This window comes from Ensifer sp. GW101-20A05 (assembly GCF_059424735.1).
Map to the genome: position 1 here is coordinate 835,715 of NZ_JBWKZT010000001.1, position 16,552 is coordinate 852,266.

At 62.5% G+C, this 16,552-nt stretch carries 14 protein-coding genes; 4 read left to right on the forward strand and 10 right to left on the reverse strand.

All coding sequences use genetic code 11. From position 1 onward, the window contains the following. Positions 1–45: 45 nt before the first annotated feature. From AC070A_RS04215 to AC070A_RS04225, 3 genes are all read right to left on the reverse strand, one after another. A complete protein-coding gene (locus AC070A_RS04215; protein WP_058321187.1) occupies positions 46–924 on the reverse strand; it encodes a DMT family transporter in 879 nt (292 codons plus the stop codon). A gap of 183 nt (positions 925–1,107) precedes the next feature. Then, on the reverse strand, positions 1,108–1,563 hold the full coding sequence (locus AC070A_RS04220; RefSeq protein WP_057252957.1) for a GyrI-like domain-containing protein: 456 nt from the start codon (positions 1,561–1,563) through the stop codon (positions 1,108–1,110). An 80-nt stretch (positions 1,564–1,643) separates the two neighbouring features. Beyond that, complete coding sequence (locus tag AC070A_RS04225; protein WP_112994312.1) at positions 1,644–2,513, reverse strand: LysR family transcriptional regulator; 870 nt, start codon at positions 2,511–2,513, stop codon at positions 1,644–1,646. A gap of 81 nt (positions 2,514–2,594) precedes the next feature. On the opposite strand from AC070A_RS04225, the gene AC070A_RS04230 reads away from it, so the two are divergent. From AC070A_RS04230 to AC070A_RS04245, 4 genes are all read left to right on the forward strand, one after another. Beyond that, on the forward strand, positions 2,595–3,680 hold the full coding sequence (locus AC070A_RS04230) for a YeiH family protein (RefSeq protein ID WP_218373502.1): 1,086 nt from the start codon (positions 2,595–2,597) through the stop codon (positions 3,678–3,680). A gap of 235 nt (positions 3,681–3,915) precedes the next feature. Continuing rightward, positions 3,916–5,310, forward strand: a complete 1,395-nt coding sequence (locus AC070A_RS04235; RefSeq protein ID WP_058326564.1) for a circularly permuted type 2 ATP-grasp protein — start codon at positions 3,916–3,918, stop codon at positions 5,308–5,310. A 4-nt stretch (positions 5,311–5,314) separates the two neighbouring features. Continuing rightward, on the forward strand, positions 5,315–6,253 hold the full coding sequence (locus AC070A_RS04240) for an alpha-E domain-containing protein (protein ID WP_057252951.1): 939 nt from the start codon (positions 5,315–5,317) through the stop codon (positions 6,251–6,253). A gap of 15 nt (positions 6,254–6,268) precedes the next feature. Further along, positions 6,269–7,102 carry a transglutaminase family protein gene (locus AC070A_RS04245; RefSeq protein ID WP_112994310.1) on the forward strand — a complete coding sequence of 278 codons (834 nt, stop codon included), beginning with the start codon at positions 6,269–6,271 and terminating at the stop codon, positions 7,100–7,102. A gap of 103 nt (positions 7,103–7,205) precedes the next feature. Here AC070A_RS04245 and AC070A_RS04250 read toward each other — a convergent pair whose 3' ends face one another. The 7 genes from AC070A_RS04250 to chvE form a co-directional block, all read right to left on the reverse strand. Continuing rightward, positions 7,206–7,796, reverse strand: a complete 591-nt coding sequence (locus AC070A_RS04250; protein WP_112994309.1) for a hypothetical protein — start codon at positions 7,794–7,796, stop codon at positions 7,206–7,208. A 232-nt stretch (positions 7,797–8,028) separates the two neighbouring features. Next, entirely contained in the window at positions 8,029–9,774 is a 1,746-nt protein-coding gene (gene araD / locus AC070A_RS04255; RefSeq protein ID WP_112994308.1) for an L-arabinonate dehydratase, read from the reverse strand. Between the two features lie 53 nt (positions 9,775–9,827). After that, on the reverse strand, positions 9,828–11,261 hold the full coding sequence (locus AC070A_RS04260; RefSeq protein WP_492384725.1) for an aldehyde dehydrogenase family protein: 1,434 nt from the start codon (positions 11,259–11,261) through the stop codon (positions 9,828–9,830). Between the two features lie 66 nt (positions 11,262–11,327). After that, positions 11,328–12,323: an AraD1 family protein gene (gene araD1, locus AC070A_RS04265; RefSeq protein WP_112994604.1), complete on the reverse strand. Its 996-nt coding sequence runs from the start codon at positions 12,321–12,323 to the stop codon at positions 11,328–11,330. Positions 12,324–12,493: 170 nt separating this feature from the next. Further along, a complete protein-coding gene (gene mmsB / locus AC070A_RS04270; RefSeq protein ID WP_058326419.1) occupies positions 12,494–13,702 on the reverse strand; it encodes a multiple monosaccharide ABC transporter permease in 1,209 nt (402 codons plus the stop codon). Continuing rightward, the gene (mmsA, locus tag AC070A_RS04275; RefSeq protein WP_057249118.1) at positions 13,702–15,237 is read right to left on the reverse strand and encodes a multiple monosaccharide ABC transporter ATP-binding protein; all 1,536 of its coding nucleotides are present in this window, start codon (positions 15,235–15,237) and stop codon (positions 13,702–13,704) included. Before mmsA ends, mmsB begins: the two co-directional genes overlap by 1 nt. Positions 15,238–15,335: 98 nt before the next feature. Further along, positions 15,336–16,403, reverse strand: a complete 1,068-nt coding sequence (gene chvE / locus AC070A_RS04280) for a multiple monosaccharide ABC transporter substrate-binding protein (protein ID WP_057249117.1) — start codon at positions 16,401–16,403, stop codon at positions 15,336–15,338. Positions 16,404–16,552 lie beyond the last annotated feature (149 nt).

Here is a 16,552-nt window from a genome sequence, read left to right on the forward strand (position 1 = left end):
AAAATCGCTGAAATGAACGGCGGGCCTAAGCGACCCGCCGTTTTTTTATGCCCGCTGCTTGCGGTTGGTAAGATAAACGCCCGCGACGGCGATCACCGTTCCGATGACCATCGGCAGCGTCAGCGCTTCGCCGAAGAAGAGCCACGCCTGCACTGCGGCAAGCGGCGGAACCAGATAGATCAGCGACGCCGCGCGGGACACCTGGCCGCGGCGGATGAGATAGAGCAGCAGCGCAATCGCCCCCATCGAAAGCCCTAGGACCGACCAGGCGAGTGCGAGCACGACCTGGAGGTTCCAGGTGACGTGCAGATCTTCCAGCAGCAGCGCCAGCGGGATCGTCACGATCAGCGCGCCGAGATATTGCAGTGCTGCGATGCTGCGGATGTCGCCGCTCTGGAGATGGCGCTTCTGATAGAGCGTGCCATAGGTGACGGCGGCCATGCCGAGCACGTTGACGATGACAGGCAGGAGGTGGATCGGCGTCGCGCCGGTATCTATCGCCAGCACCTTCGGCAGCACGGCTAGCGCAATGCCGAAGAAACCGAGCACCAGTCCGAGCTTCTGTTGGGTCGTCAGCTTTTCGTCGATCACGAAGGCCGCCGCGACGGCAGTCATCAACGGCTGCAGGCCGGCAATGATGCCGGAGATACCGGCGGGAACACCCTCACCGATCGCCCACCAGACGGCGCCGAGATAGAGCCCGTGCAAAAACATGCCTGACACCACGGCATGGCCGGCCACCGACCAGGACTTTGGCCACCGGGCGCCGGTGACGATGCAAAACAGGATGAAGAGCGCGATCGCCAGCGTGTAACGCAAAACCAGAAAGGTCAGCGGATCCGCGTAGGCAGCCGCATATTTCGCGACGACCCAGCCGGTCGACCAGAGCAGAACGAAGATGGCGGGAGCCAGGCGGGCGAGCATGATGGGCCTATCGGATAACGGCGGCAGAGCGGCGGCGTACAGCCCGCTCAACGGAAGGCGGCCTCAAGTCGCTGAATACTCTGATCTACCGGATGATTTCGAGCCTAATCATTGCGATTTAGGCATTGAGGCAAGTAGACGCGACCACACTGATGGTCAAAGCAATTTTTCTGATGGCAAGCATCAGCCAATCGGAACCATCAGCCGGAGCGAGGAAAGCGACAGCGAAACGAAGCCGGGCTCGTACTCCTCGCGATAGTGCAGCAAGGCGGTATCGGCCGCATGTCCTTCGGCCGCCATCCAATCGAACATTTTCTGGTAATGAGCAAAGGCGTCGCCGCTTTCCGGATGATGCAAGGCGGTGACGAAACGCATGGCCGGCAGGTCGACGTGTCCAGGGTGAACCGAGGTCTCGGCCTTGTCGGCGACATAACCGACAAGATAGCGGAAGCCGTCAGGGCGATCGTTCCAGGAAATACCGACGAGAGCTGCATGGTCCCCGGGATGAAGGTGTTGGTGGTGCCCCTGCATCTCGGCGATCAGTCGGCGCACGGCCCCTTCGGCCGCCTCGCCAAAGGTACCTTCCCAAAACGAGCCGGCTATGCGCTGGGCCGGTCTTTCAACGATTTCGAACGCCATGACCACCTCATCAAACGAAGGTCCTGCAATTTTTGGCCTGTCACACGAAGGCCAATCGCAGGAGTAGAACGGAATTTGCCTCAAAGCAGTTCCACGAAGGCGCGGGCCGCGTGGCTAAACTGCCTCTCGCGATGGGTCAAGAGTTCGAAATTGCGCTCCGCCAGTTCAAACGGCAACTCGACCAGCCGGCCGCTATCAACGAAGGGCTGGGCGGCGAGCCGGGACACGGCCGTGACGAAAGGACCGCTTTCGACGGCCGTCAGTACCGCTTCGTTCGAAGGCAGCTCGAGCTCGATCTTCAACCCGTCAAGCTCCGCTCCATAATCCCCCATCGATTGCAGGAACATTGCCCGCGTGCCGGAGCCCTCTTCACGCAGCACCCAGCGCGCGGCAAGCAGCATCTCCAGATTGACCGGGGCGCCGACAAGCGGATGCGCGGGCGAAGCATAGACCGCGATGCGATCGACCGCGACGCGGCGGTGGTCGAGCTTGGCACCATCGACCCGCCCTTCAACGAAGCCGAGCTGCACCGTCCCCTCCTCTACCGCCTCGGCAACGACGGCGGTGTTGCGCACGGTGAGTTTCACGTCGACCTGCGGATAGTCGTGGGTGAAGCGCGCCAAACGCGCCGGCAGCCAGTAGCTCGCAACCGTCTGGCTGGCGGCGATCGACAGTTCGCCGCGGCGAAGCTGGGATAGATCGTTGAGGCAGGCGGTGGCCGCGGCCGCCCGGGCGAGAACCGCTTTTGCCTCCGGCAGGAAGACCTTGCCGGCATCGGTCAGCGTAAGACCGCGGCCGACACGATCGAACAACCGCACGTCGTGCTGGGTTTCAAGCGCGGCGATCGCGGCACTCGCGGCCGACTGGGTGACGTTCATCGCCTCGGCGGCTTTCGTCATGTGCAGCCGCTCGGCGACCGCGACGAAGATTCTAAGCTGATCGAGTGTCATGGCAAATCAATCGCAAAAATCGATCAGAATGACAAGAATAATCCGTTAGACTGATTCATGGATCGGCGTAGGTTGCGCGCCATGTCCAGATCGCATCCCACATTTCGCTCCGCATTTTCCTCCGCCTCCTCCCGCCTGACGTGCATTCTTCCGGGCCTTTTCCTCTGCTGCCTCGTCGCGCTCGCGGCCATCGGCCTTGAATGGATTGAGTGGCGCTGGACAGGTCGCGCATGGCTGGAGGCCCTCGTTCTTGCCATTCTGCTTGGCGCCATCGTCCGCACGATCTGGACGCCCAGCGCCCGCTTCCTCTCCGGCATCCACTTCTCCGCCAAGGTTCTGCTGGAGACCGCAATCGTCCTGATCGGCGCCATGCTGAGCTTCGACGCGATCGCCGAAAGCGGGCCGACCCTGCTTGTCACCATCGTCGCCACCGTTGTCATGTCGATCGCCACCGGTTACCTGATCGCACGACTGCTCGGCCTGCCGAAGCGGCTCGCGACCTTGATCGCCTGCGGCAACGCCATCTGCGGCAACTCGGCGATTGCCGCCGTCGCTCCGGCAATCGGCGCCCGCGGCGAAGAGGTTGCCGCCGCCATCTCCTTTACCGCCATTCTCGGCATCGCCGTCGTCCTGTCTCTGCCCTTCGTCGGCGGCTGGCTCGGCATGACGCCACAGGGCTACGGTGTCTTTGCCGGCATGACCGTCTATGCCGTGCCGCAGGTTCTCGCCGCTGCCAGCCCTTTCAGTTCGCTCTCGGTTCAGGTCGGCACGCTCGTCAAGCTCGTGCGCGTGCTGATGCTCGGCCCCGTCGTCTTCTGTTTCTCGCTGATCGGCGGCCGCGATGCTGAACCTGAACTCGCACCGGGCGAACGCCGCACAGTGGGATCGCGCCTCGCCGCTGTCGCCCACTTCGTCCCCTGGTTCATCCTCGGTTTCCTGGCCGTCGCCATTGCCCGCAACAGCGGCGTAGTCCCCGACCCGGTCGCGACAGGCGCCGTGAAGGTCTCCACCTGGCTGACCGTCATCGCCATGGTTGCTCTCGGCCTCGAGGTCGACATCCGCACGCTCGCCAATGCCGGCCCGCGCGCCAGTGCCGCTGCCCTGCTCTCGCTTCTCGTGCTCTGCATCCTGTCGGCGCTCGCGATCGCTTGCCTTGGCCTCGGCTAGCACCGAAAACCGGCGCCCAAATTTAGAGCATATGCATATTTTGCAGCCGCTCGGCCGCCACACCTTTCGGCGGTCGGATCCCGCTGCCGGGTTGTTGGGCAGTTTTCCCCGTGAATGGGCGAGAGGATCGATGCCAATTTTCTTTTCCGGCGACTGAGCACGCTTCTTGCATTGCAACCAGCGTTGTACTCAAATGGTCAAAAATAAGGGGACCACGCCTTTGGCATTTGACGAAATGATGAATGCGGACAGCAGTCCGCGCCAGCCATATTCGACCTATCATGAATGGTATGCCAGCCAGGACAAAAATCGGCTCATAGCCAAATCCAGGGAAGCCGAGAACATCTTCCGGAAAACCGGCATCACCTTCGCGGTCTACGGACACGCAGACTCATCCGAAAAGCTCATCCCCTTCGACCTCATCCCCCGCATCATTTCCGGCCGCGAATGGCGCAAGCTCGCCCAAGGCATCGAACAGCGGGTCATCGCGCTCAACGCCTTTCTCGACGACATCTACCACAAGCAGGAAATCATCCGCGCCGGACGCGTGCCGCGAGAGCTGATCGAGAAGAACGTCGCCTTCCTGCCGCAGATGATCGGCTTCAGGCCGCCGGGCGGCGTCTACACCCATATCGTCGGCACCGACATCGTGAGAACAGGTGAAGATCAGTTCTACGTGCTCGAGGACAATGCGCGCACGCCATCCGGTGTCAGCTACATGCTGGAAAACCGGGAGACGATGATGCAGATGTTCCCCGAACTCTTCCATCAGAACCGCGTGCGCCCGGTGGAGAACTACCCGAATCTCTTGCGCCAGAGCCTGGCGTCGCTGGCACCCCCCGGCTGCAGCGGCAAGCCGCGCGTCGCCGTGCTCACGCCCGGTATCTACAACTCCGCCTACTATGAACATGCCTTCCTCGCCGACATGATGGGCGTCGAACTGGTCGAGGGTTCGGATCTGCGCGTCATCGACGGCAAGGTGAAGATGCGCACCACCCGCGGCTACGAGGCGATCGACGTGCTTTACCGCCGCGTCGACGACGACTTCCTCGATCCGCTCACCTTCCGTCCGGATTCGGCGCTTGGCATTCCCGGCATCATGGATGTCTACCGCGCCGGCAACATCACAATTGCCAATGCGCCCGGCACCGGGATTTCCGACGACAAGGCGATCTATTCCTATATGCCCGAGATCGTCGAGTTCTATACCGGCCGCAAGCCACTGCTTGAAAACGTGCCGACCTGGCGCTGTTCCGAGCCACAGAGCCTGAAATACGTGCTCGAACATCTGGAAGAGCTGGTGGTCAAGGAGGTGCACGGATCCGGCGGTTACGGCATGCTGGTCGGCCCGACCGCCAGCAAGAAGGAGCGCGCCTTCTTTGCCGAAAAGCTGAAGAGCCGCCCGACCAACTACATCGCCCAGCCGACGCTTTCGCTTTCCACCGTGCCGATCCTCGTCAACAAGGGTATCGCGCCCCGGCACGTCGACCTTCGCCCCTATGTCCTCGTCTCCGACAAGGTGCAGATCATTCCCGGCGGCCTGACGCGCGTGGCACTCAAGGCGGGTTCGCTCGTCGTGAACTCCAGCCAGGGTGGCGGGACCAAGGACACCTGGGTACTGGAGGACTGAGACCATGTTGGGAAGAACTGCAAACGGTCTCTACTGGATGTTCCGCTACATCGAACGCGCCGAAAACAGCGCCCGACTGATCGATGCCGGTCTGCGCATGGCGCTGACCCGCAGCGAAGCGACGGAGGGCGACTGGGACGGCGTGCTGCAAAGTGCGGGCGTGCGCGAACTCTACGACGAGGTGCACGAGACGCTGACGAGCATCGACGCGATCGATTTCCTTTTGCGCGACCGCGCCAATCCGTCGAGCGTGATGTCGTGCATCGAGGCGGGACGCCACAATGCGCGCATGGTCCGCACGGCGCTGACGCGCGAGACCTGGGAAGCGACGAACGAATGCTACCTCGAAATGAAGACGATCCTCTCCAGGAAGGCCCGTCCGACCGACATGCCCGAGATCATCGATACGATCAAGCGTCGCGCCGGCCTCATCCGTGGTGCCTTCCACGGCACGATGCTCCGGAACGAGATCTTCAACTTCTCGCGCATCGGCACCTTCATCGAAAGGGCCGACAACACCGCCCGCATCCTCGACGTGAAATACTACGTGCTCCTGCCGGCAGTCGCCGCCGTCGGCTCGTCGATGGACAATGTGCAGTGGGAATCGATCCTGCGCTCGGTCTCGGCCCACCGCGCCTATGGCTGGGTCTATGATGCCGAGCTCCGCCCGGCCAACATCGCCGACTTCCTGATTTCCAACGGCCGCATGCCCCGCTCGCTTGCCTATTGCTACGAGAAGATCGCCAGTAATCTCGGTTACCTCGAACGAGAATATGGCGAGCGCCACGCCGCCCACGACACGGCCGACCGCACGCTCGCGTCGCTGCGCAGCCAGTCGATCAAGGACATCATGGATGTGGGCCTGCACGAATATCTCGAAGACTTCATCAGCCACAACAACCGTCTGGGACAGGAAATCTCCGACGGTTACCGGTTCAACTGAGTTCGGGAGGATGGCATGCACCTGAAGATCAGCCACACGACCGAATACCACTATGACGAACCCGTGCAATACGCGCTGCAGCGCCTGCGGTTGACGCCATTGACCCAGGCCGGCCAGACCGTTCTCGGCTGGGATACCCTTGTCGATGGCGCGGCAATCGAAGTGAGCTACGACGACCACTTCGGCAACCGGGTTCATCTCGTCAGCGTCGACGGCGACCGCGACGCGATCCGCATCACCGCCTCCGGCGAGGTCCATACGGAGGACCGCGCCGGCGTCTTCGGGCCGCACCAGTCCTACGTGCCGCTCTGGCTCTATGCCCGCGAAACGCCTTTGACCAAGGCCGGCAAGCTGATCCGCGAACTCGCAAAATCCGCCGAAGGCGACACCGACCTTGCGCGCATGCATGCGCTGATGGAGACAATCCACAAGGCGGTGGAATACAAACCCGGCGAAACCCACGCGGAGACGACGGCCGAGGATGCGCTCGAAAGCGGCAGCGGCGTCTGCCAGGACCACGCCCACATCCTGATCGCAGCGTCGCGCTCGCTCGACCTGCCGGCGCGCTACATCTCGGGCTATCTGATGATGGAAGGCCAGCCGGATCAGACGGCGAGCCACGCCTGGGCCGAAGTGCATCTGAACGGGCTCGGCTGGGTCGGCTTCGACGCCGCCAACAAGATCTGCCCCGACGATCGCTACGTTCGCATTGCTTCCGGCCTTTGCTACCGCGACGCCGCGCCGATCTCCGGCCTGATCCATGGCGAGGCCAAGGAGACGCTGAAAGTTTCGGTCACCGTCGAGCAAAAGCAGCAAAGCCAGAGTCAGAGCCAGTCACAAAGCCAGTAGCCTCTGCGCCAGTAACCTCTTCGATGGGGCGCCATCGACGCCCTATCGAAAGCTGGATCTCCCGGCATGAAAGCCGCAGACACCCGCCCGGTCGTTTGTATTTCTAGCGCGAGGCGCTCGCCTGCAGGATGCGGCAGAGCGAAACCAGTCCGCCGTCATAGCCGCCACTGACCACGTCGCGGCAACGCTTGATGAGCTTGACCCGTTCGGCGCTCGACAGCTTGTTGAACGCTGTGAGCGGGGCGCCTGGAGAAACTGCGCCACCGGAACCAACACCTGCACCGCCACCGCCGGTATTGACGTCGAGGCCGGCAGTCAGGCCACGTCGGCCACCAACACTGGCGTCAACGGAAGAGTTGAGCCCGTTGTCACCGCCGAGACCGATATCGGCATCCGCGTTGATGCCATTGCTGCCACCGACGCTCGCCTGCGCATCGGCGTTGACGCCGCGCGAACCGCCGACCGTGGCATTGGCGTCGGCGTTGACGCCGTTGGCACCGCCCAGCGACGCATCGACGTCGGCATTCACGCCGTCCGATCCTCTGAGCCCCACACTGGTGTTCAGCCCGTTCGCTGCGCCGACGGACAGCCCGACACCGAGACCATCGCGCTCCGCGCTTTGGCCAAATGCCGGCGCGGATAACGCCACCGTCGCAAGAAGACCCAGCGACAACGCAAGCACATTCTTCCGCATGATCGTCCTCCTTCTCAAGCTTAGGGCCGGAATGACCCAGGCTAGAGGAGACGTCGGAAGATCAAGTCTGGTTGCGCTGACTCTACCGGAAGCCAAACGTTTCGGAGGTTGTAGATAATACAAACCGAAGACGTGCAAAGATTGCGCTTCTTTTTGAAACGATTGGCCGGAGCGCGAATGGAAATGCCGCACCGACGAGCGGTGCGGCATTGCACGCCAGCAAACAGAAAAGTCAGTGGCTGTCGCGGTTCATCGGGATTTCCGAGCCGCGCGGGCCGACGAGGAAGTCGAGATCCGCCCCCGTATCGGCCTGCATGACCGTCTTGACGTAGAGACCGCCATAGCCGCCGGCAAGCGGCTTGACCGGCGACACCCAGGCCGCACGACGACGGGCGAGTTCCTCGTCCGAAATGTCGAGGTGAATGGTGCGGGCCGGCACGTCGACGGCGATCATGTCGCCGTTCTCGACCAGCGCCAGCGGGCCACCATCGGCCGCTTCCGGTGCCGTGTGCAGGATGACCGTGCCATAGGCCGTGCCGGACATACGCGCGTCCGAAATGCGGATCATGTCGGTGATGCCCTTCTTCAGCACCTTCGGCGGCAGGCCCATATTGCCGACCTCGGCCATGCCCGGATAACCCTTCGGGCCACAATATTTCAGCACCATCACGCAGGTCTCGTCGATGTCGAGATCGTCGCGGTTGATGCGGGCGTGATAGTCCTCGATGCTCTCGAAGACCACGGCGCGGCCCTTGTGCTGCATCAGATGCGGCGAGGCGGCCGATGGCTTCAACACGCAGCCCTTGGGCGCCAGATTGCCGCGCAGCACGGCGATGCCGCCCGACTGCGTCAAGGCCTTTTCGCGCGGCACGATGACGTCGTCATTGTAGTTGGTGACGTCCTTGACGTCGTTCCAGATCGTGTCGCCGGTGACGGTCAAGGCATCCTTGTGCAGGAGACCCATTTCGCCGACCGCCTTGATCACGACCGGGAGACCGCCGGCGTAGTAGAACTCCTCCATCAGGTATTTGCCCGACGGCTGCAGATTGACGATCGTCGGGACGTCACGGCCGAGGCGATCCCAGTCGTCGAGGCTGAGATCGACGCCGATGCGGCCGGCGAGCGCCAAGAGGTGCAGCACCGCATTGGTCGAGCCGCCGACGGCGCCGTTGACGCGGATGGCATTCTCGAAGGCCTGCTTCGTCAGGATGTCGGACGGCTTCAGATCTTCCTTGACCATGTCGACGATGCGGCGGCCGGAGAGCTGCGAGATCACTCGCCGGCGTGCGTCGACCGCGGGGATCGCGGCATTACCGGGCAGCGTCATGCCGAGCGCTTCGGCCATCGAGGCCATGGTGGAAGCCGTGCCCATGGTCATGCAGCTTCCGGCCGAACGGGCCATGCCCTGCTCCGCATCCATGAATTCCGCCAGCGACATCTCGCCGGACTTCACCATCTCGGAGAACTGCCAGATCGCCGTGCCCGAGCCGACATCCTTGCCGCGCCATTTGCCGTTCAGCATCGGACCGCCGGAGACGAGGATGACCGGGATATCGACGCTGGCGGCCCCCATCAGCAGGCTCGGCGTGGTCTTGTCGCAGCCGCCGAGCAGAACGACGCCATCGACCGGGTTGCCGCGGATCGCCTCTTCGACGTCCATCGCTGCAAGGTTGCGGAACATCATTGCCGTCGGACGAAGCGTGCTTTCGCCAACGGAGAACACCGGGAATTCGACCGGGAAGCCGCCGGCCTCGTACACACCGCGCTTCACCCGCTCGGCAAGGTCGCGCAGATGCGCGTTGCACGGCGTCAGTTCCGACCAGGTGTTACAGATGCCGATGATCGGTCGACCATCGAACGTGTCCGCCGGCAGGCCCTGGTTCTTCATCCAGGAGCGGTGCATGATGGCATTTTTGCCGGTGCCGCCGAACCAATCCTGCGAACGCAGCTTGCGCGGCCATTCAGCTTTCTTCTTCATCTTATCCTTCCTTAGGCGGCCCGCGCAGTCACGCGGGCCTGTGACGGCGCCCGTTAAGCGAGCGTGTAGGCCGTCTTGACGGTTGTGTAGAACTCGGCGGCGTAGCGGCCCTGCTCGCGCGAGCCATGGGACGAGCCCTTGCGGCCGCCGAACGGCACGTGGAAATCGACGCCGGCCGTCGGCAGGTTGACCATCACCATGCCGGCCTCGGCATTGCGCTTGAAATGGGTCGCGTGCTTGAGGCTGGTGGTGGCGATACCCGATGACAGGCCGAAGGGGGTGTCGTTGGCCACAGCGAGTGCCTCATCGTAATCCCTGACGCGGATGACGGATGCGACCGGGCCGAAGATTTCTTCCCGAGAAATGCGCATCGCGTTCGTCGCCTCGGTGAACAGCGCTGGCTGCAGGTAGAAGCCGGGCGTGTCGCGCTTCAGGAGTTCGCCGCCGAAGGCGAGCTTGGCGCCCTCCTGTTTGCCGATGGCGATGTAGTCGGTGTCCTGGTTGAGCTGGCTTTGATCGACCACCGGACCGATATGGGTGCCGGCCTTCAAGGCGTCGTCGATCGTCAGCCCCTTCATCCGTTCGCCCATCGCGGCCACGAAGCGATCGTGGATGCCCTCGGTGACGATGATGCGCGAGGAGGCGGTGCAGCGCTGGCCGGTGGAGAAGAAGGCGGAATTGACCGCCGCCTCGACCGCCACCGACAGATCGGCATCGTCGAGCACGACGAAGGGGTTCTTGCCGCCCATCTCCAGCTGGTATTTGCGATTGTGCTCGACGGAGGCCAACGCGACGCGTTTTCCCGTGCCGGTCGAGCCGGTGAAGGTGATGGCGTGCACATCGGGGCTGTCGAGCATCGCCTGGCCGACGACCGAGCCCTTGCCCATGACGAGGTTCAGGACACCCTTCGGCAGGCCGGCGCGATGCAGGATGTCGACGATGGCCCAGGAGCTGCCGGGCACCAGTTCGGCCGGCTTGAAGACGACGGTGTTGCCGTAACAGAGCGCCGGCGCGATCTTCCAGGCGGGAATGGCGATCGGGAAGTTCCAGGGTGTGATGATGCCGACGACGCCGACCGGCTCGCGGGTGATCTCGACGCCGATGTTGGGCCGGGCCGACGGCAGCACCTCGCCGGCCAGTCGCAGGCACTCGCCGGCGAAGAAGTCGAAGATCTGGCCGGCACGCACCGTTTCGCCGATGCCTTCGGCGAGCGTCTTGCCTTCCTCCCGCGACAACAACTTTCCGAGCTCGTCCTTGCGGGCGAGGATCTCGTCGGCGGTCTTGCGCAGGATCGCGTGGCGCTCGAGGATGCCGGAGCGCGACCAGGCCGGGAACGCCGCCTTGGCAGCAGCGATCGCAGCGCGGGCATCGTCGGCAGACGCACGGGCATATTCGCCCACCACGTCGTTGGTGTTCGAGGGATTGATGTTGGCAACCCCGTCTCCGCCGACCCATTCGCCGGCAATCAGGTTCTGGTGCAATGTCATAGGCTTCGAGCCTCCTTCATAAACGCGCATGACCGTCCCTCGTGAACGGTGCGCTTAGGAGATGTGTCAGAGCTGGCGAATGGCGACCTGTTCTTCCGCAGCGATCGCTAGCGTGTTGCGGAGCGGAAGGCCGAAACCATTAGCCTCGATCTCGAACACGTCGCCTTCTTCTGTGCGAATGCCGTCGCCGAAGGACAGCGTCGCCGTGCCGAACATGTGCACGTGGACATCGCCCGGCTGGCGGAACAGGCCGTACTTGAAATGGTGATGCTCGAGATTGGCGAAGCTGTGCGACATGTTGGCCTCACCCGACAGGAACGGCTTCTCCCACAGCACCTTGCCGCCGCGCAGGATGCGCGACATGCCGCGGATATCCTCGGGCGCAACACCGATACGGATTTCCGGACCGAAGCTCGCCTGACGCAGTTTCGAATGGGCCAGCCAGAGATAATTGACCCGCTCGGTCTTGTGGTCGGAGAACTCGTTGGCGACGGCGAAACCAATACGGAACGGAACGCCCGTGTCGGAGATGACGTAGATGCCGGCCATTTCCGGCTCCTCGCCGCCATCCTCGGCAAAGGCTGGCGAAACGAGTGCCGCACCTGGCGCCACGGCTGACGTGCCGTTGCCCTTGTAGAACCACTCCGGCTGCACACCGGTTTCGCCGGCCTTCGGCTTGCCGCCTTCGAGCCCCATGCGGAACATCTTCATCGAGTCCGTCAGGGTCTCCTCGGCCGCCTCGCTCGTCTTCTTGTGCATGGCGTCGCGGGTTGCGGCCGAACCGAGATGGGTGAGACCCGTGCCGGTCAGGTGCAGGTGCGCCGGATCCGGATGGGTAATCGGCGGCAGGAAACGTCCCTCCGCATAGGCCTTGTCGAGGTCGACGGCGGCGCCAAGACCCTTGGTCTCGATCGTCTCCTTCAGGCTGCGCCCGGCATTGGCCGCTTCCATCGCCAGAGCGTAGACGCTTGCAGCACCATTGACCGCATGCGCGGTTTCACCGGGCAAACGCACCGCAACCGTTATCGATCCGTCTTCGTTCCTGATCTGCGAAATCAGCACGATCCTGTCCTTCCTGTCGTCGTTCGGGTCGCGGTCCTCGCCTTTTCAAGGCAAAAGCGTTCCCGTGGCTGGCTTTCGCCATCCAATTCCAGCGGGCCAATCCGCCGATCCTGGCAGCCGCGGCTGCCGGTGAATGTTACTGGTTCGCGTCGGGTCTTATGGCTTTCAGCTCAACCCTTGTTCTTGTTGTAGACATCGAAGAACACGGCTGCGAGGAGCACGAGGCCCTTGATCAGCTGTTGGTAATCGATGCCGATGCCCATGATCGACATGCCGTTGTTCATCACGCCCATGATGAAGGCCCCGATCACCGCGCCGATGATCTTGCCGACGCCACCGGACGCCGAGGCGCCGCCGATGAAGCAGGCCGCAATCACGTCGAGTTCGAAGCCGACGCCGGCCTTCGGCGTTGCCGAATTGAGGCGGGCGGTGATGATCATGCCGGCGAGTGCCGCAAGCACGCCCATATTGACGAAAGTGTAGAAGGTGAGCCGTTCGGTGTTGATGCCCGAGAGCTTGGTCGCCTTGACGTTGCCGCCCATGGCGTAGATGCGGCGACCGATGGTCGAGCGCGTTGTGATGAAGGTATAGAGCGCGATCAGCACGGCCATGGCGATCAGCACGTTCGGCAGGCCGCGATAGGTCGCGAGCTGGAAGCCGATGAACAACGCAACGACGGCAATGACCGCCATCTGTACGGCGAAGAAGACGAACGGCTCGTTCTCCGTGCCGTGCTGTTCGTTGATCTTGCGGTCGCGAATGCCCGCATAGATCGCGTAGCCGACCAGAGCGATGACGGCGACGAGCGCCACCATGTTCTGAATGGTCTCGGGCGCCGGGTTGAGGAAATAGAGGAAATCCGGAACGAAGCCCGTCGAAAGCAGCTGGAACTCCTTCGGGAACGGGCCGATCGGACGTCCGCCGAGCACCACATAGGTGAGCCCGCGGAACACCAGCATGCCGGCAAGCGTGACGATGAAGGACGGAATCTTCTGGTACGCAACCCAATAGCCCTGGGCCGCCCCCATGATGCCGCCGACGATCAGACAGGCCGGGATAACGACAAAGGCGGGCAGCCCCCATTTGACCAGCATGATCGCCGAGATCGCGCCGATGAAGGCGACGATCGAGCCGACCGATAGGTCGATATGGCCGGCGACGATGATCAGGAGCATGCCGAGCGCCATGATGACGATGAACGAGTTCTGCAGCACCAGGTTGGTGATGTTGACCGGCTTGAACAGCACGCCGTTGGTCACGAACTGGAAGAACAGCATGATCACCACGAGCGCGACGAGCAGGCCGTATTCGCGGATGTTGTTCTTGAGATAGTCCCCGATCGAGGGCTTGTTGTTTTGGGTGCTCGTATCGGCGACCATTAGTGTTTCTCCCCTGAACGCATGATGGCACGCATGATGGATTCCTGGCTCGCTTCCGCCTTCGAGAGCTCGGCGACGATGCGGCCCTCGTTCATGACGTAGATGCGATCGCAGGTTCCAAGCAGCTCCGGCATTTCCGATGAGATCATCAGGATGCCTTTACCCTCGGCGGCAAGCTGGTTGATGATGGTGTAGATCTCATACTTCGCGCCGATATCGATGCCGCGTGTCGGCTCGTCGAGAATGAGAACTTCCGGATTGGTGAACAGCCATTTGGACAGCACGACCTTCTGCTGGTTGCCGCCCGAGAGGTTGACCGTTTCCTGATAGATCGAGTGCGAACGGATGCGCAGCTTCGAGCGATAGTCGGAGGCGACCTTCGCTTCCTTGCGGTCGTCGATGACGCCGTTCGCGGCAACCGCCTTCAGGTTGGAGAGTGTCGTGTTCTCCTTGATGTTGTTGATCAGCACGAGGCCGAGCTGCTTGCGGTCTTCGGTGACGTAAGCGAGACCCGCATCGATCGCCCGCGGAATCGTGCTGACATCGACGGGCTTGCCGCGCATCGTCACGTCGCCGGTGATCTTGTGGCCCCAGGACTTGCCGAAGATGCTCATCGCCGTCTCGGTGCGCCCTGCCCCCATCAGCCCGGCAATGCCGACCACTTCGCCGGCGCGCACGGTGAAATTGACGTCGTGCAGGAACTGCCGGTCGCGGTGGTGCTGGTGAAAGACATTCCAGTTTTTCACCTCCAGCAGCGTCTCGCCGATCTTGGGCTCGCGCGGCGGGTAGCGGTCTTCCATGGCGCGGCCGACCATGCCTTTGATAATCCGGTCCTCGCCGACATCTTCGGTCTGACAGTCGAGCGTTTCGACGGTTCCGCCATCGCGCAGGATGGTGATCTGGTCGGCGACTTTGCGGATCTCGTTCAGCTTGTGCGAGATGATGATCGAGGTCATGCCCTGCGTGCGAAACTCCATCAGGAGCTTCAAAAGCGCATCGGAATCGGTTTCGTTGAGCGAGGCGGTCGGCTCGTCGAGGATCAAGAGCCGCACCTTCTTCGAAAGCGCCTTGGCGATCTCGACCAGTTGCTGCTTGCCGACGCCGATGTCGGTGATGAGCGTTGCCGGGCTCTCGCTGAGGCCCACCTTCTTCAGGAGCTCCTGGGTGCGGGCAAAGGTCTGCGGCCAGTGGATCACGCCGTTGCTGGCGATCTCGTTGCCGAGGAAGATGTTCTCGGCGATCGACAGCAGCGGCACCAGCGCCAGTTCCTGGTGGATGATGATGATGCCAAGGTCTTCGCTGTCGGAGATCGTCGAGAAGCGACGCGCTTCGCCACCGTAGTGGATCTCGCCTTCATAGGTGCCGGCGGGATAGACGCCGCTCAACACCTTCATCAGCGTCGACTTGCCGGCGCCGTTTTCGCCGACGAGCGCGTGGATCTCGCCTTCGCGAACCTTGAAGCTGACATTGTCCAGCGCCTTGACGCCCGGGAACGTCTTGGTGATGCCCCGCATTTCAAGAATGATATTGTCCATGTTCAGTCATTCCAGCGGCAGTCTTCGAGAGAGTACCGGCTCCGTCTTCTGGATAAAAGGGCCCGCGCGGCTGCACGGGCCCTTCCCGTTGAAAAAGATCAGTTGTTGATCTGGTCTTCGGTGTAGTAGCCCGAGCTGACGAGCACGTCCTTGACGTTGGACTTGTCGACGGCAACCGGCTTCAGCAGGTAGGACGGAACGACCTTGACGCCATTTTCATAGGTCTTGGTGTCGTTCACCTCAGGCTCCTTGCCTTCCATGATCGCGTTGACCATGCCGACCGTTACCTTGGCGAGTTCGCGCGTGTCCTTGAAGATCGACGAATACTGTTCGCCGGCAAGGATCGACTTGACCGACGGCAGCTCGGCGTCCTGGCCGGTGACAACCGGCATCGGCATGTCGCCCGAGCCGTAGCCGACGCCCTTCAGCGCCGAGATGATACCGATCGAGAGGCCGTCATAGGGCGAAAGCACGCCATCGACCTTGGCGTCGGTGTAGTTCGACGACAGCAGGTTTTCCATGCGGGCCTGAGCGACAGCACCGTCCCAACGCAGCGTGCCGACCTGGTCCATGCCCTTCTGGCCGGACTTGACGACGATCTTGCCGCTGTCGATCAGCGGCTGCAGAACCGACATCGCGCCGTCGTAGAAGAAGAAGGCGTTGTTGTCGTCAGGCGAACCACCGAAGAGCTCGATGTTCTTGGGCTCGGTTGCGCCATCGAGCTTGAGGCCCTGCACCAGCGACGTCGCCTGCTGCACGCCAACCTGGAAGTTGTCGAAGGTGGCGTAGTAGTCGACATTGCCAGAGTCACGGATCAGACGGTCATAGGCGATAACCTTGACGCCGGCGTCATGGGCCTTCTGCAGGATGTCGGAGAGCGTCGTGCCGTCGATGGCGCCGATGACCAGAACCTTGGCACCCTTGGTCACCATGTTCTCGATCTGGGCGAGCTGGTTCGGGATGTCGTCGTCAGCGAACTGCAGGTCCGGGGTGTAGCCGGCTTCCTTGAACAGCTTCTCCATCGTCTCGCCGTCGGAAATCCAGCGGGTCGACGTCTTCGTCGGCATGGAAATGCCGACCGTGCCCTTGTCCTGCGCAAATACGGGCGCAGCGAAGGACGCGATCGAAATCGCAGCGGCTGCGAGAAGCGAAGTCATCAATTTCATCAGTTCTCTCCCAAAAAAGTTGAAGCCGGCAGGCAGAGCCTTTCCGTCTATGCGCAGCAATCCGCGGACCGGGATCTCGTCTCCGGCCGCGGATCAAGGTGAAGGAGAGGCCTCCCCGCCTCGCATGCTCCTACATGCGCTGGCACATG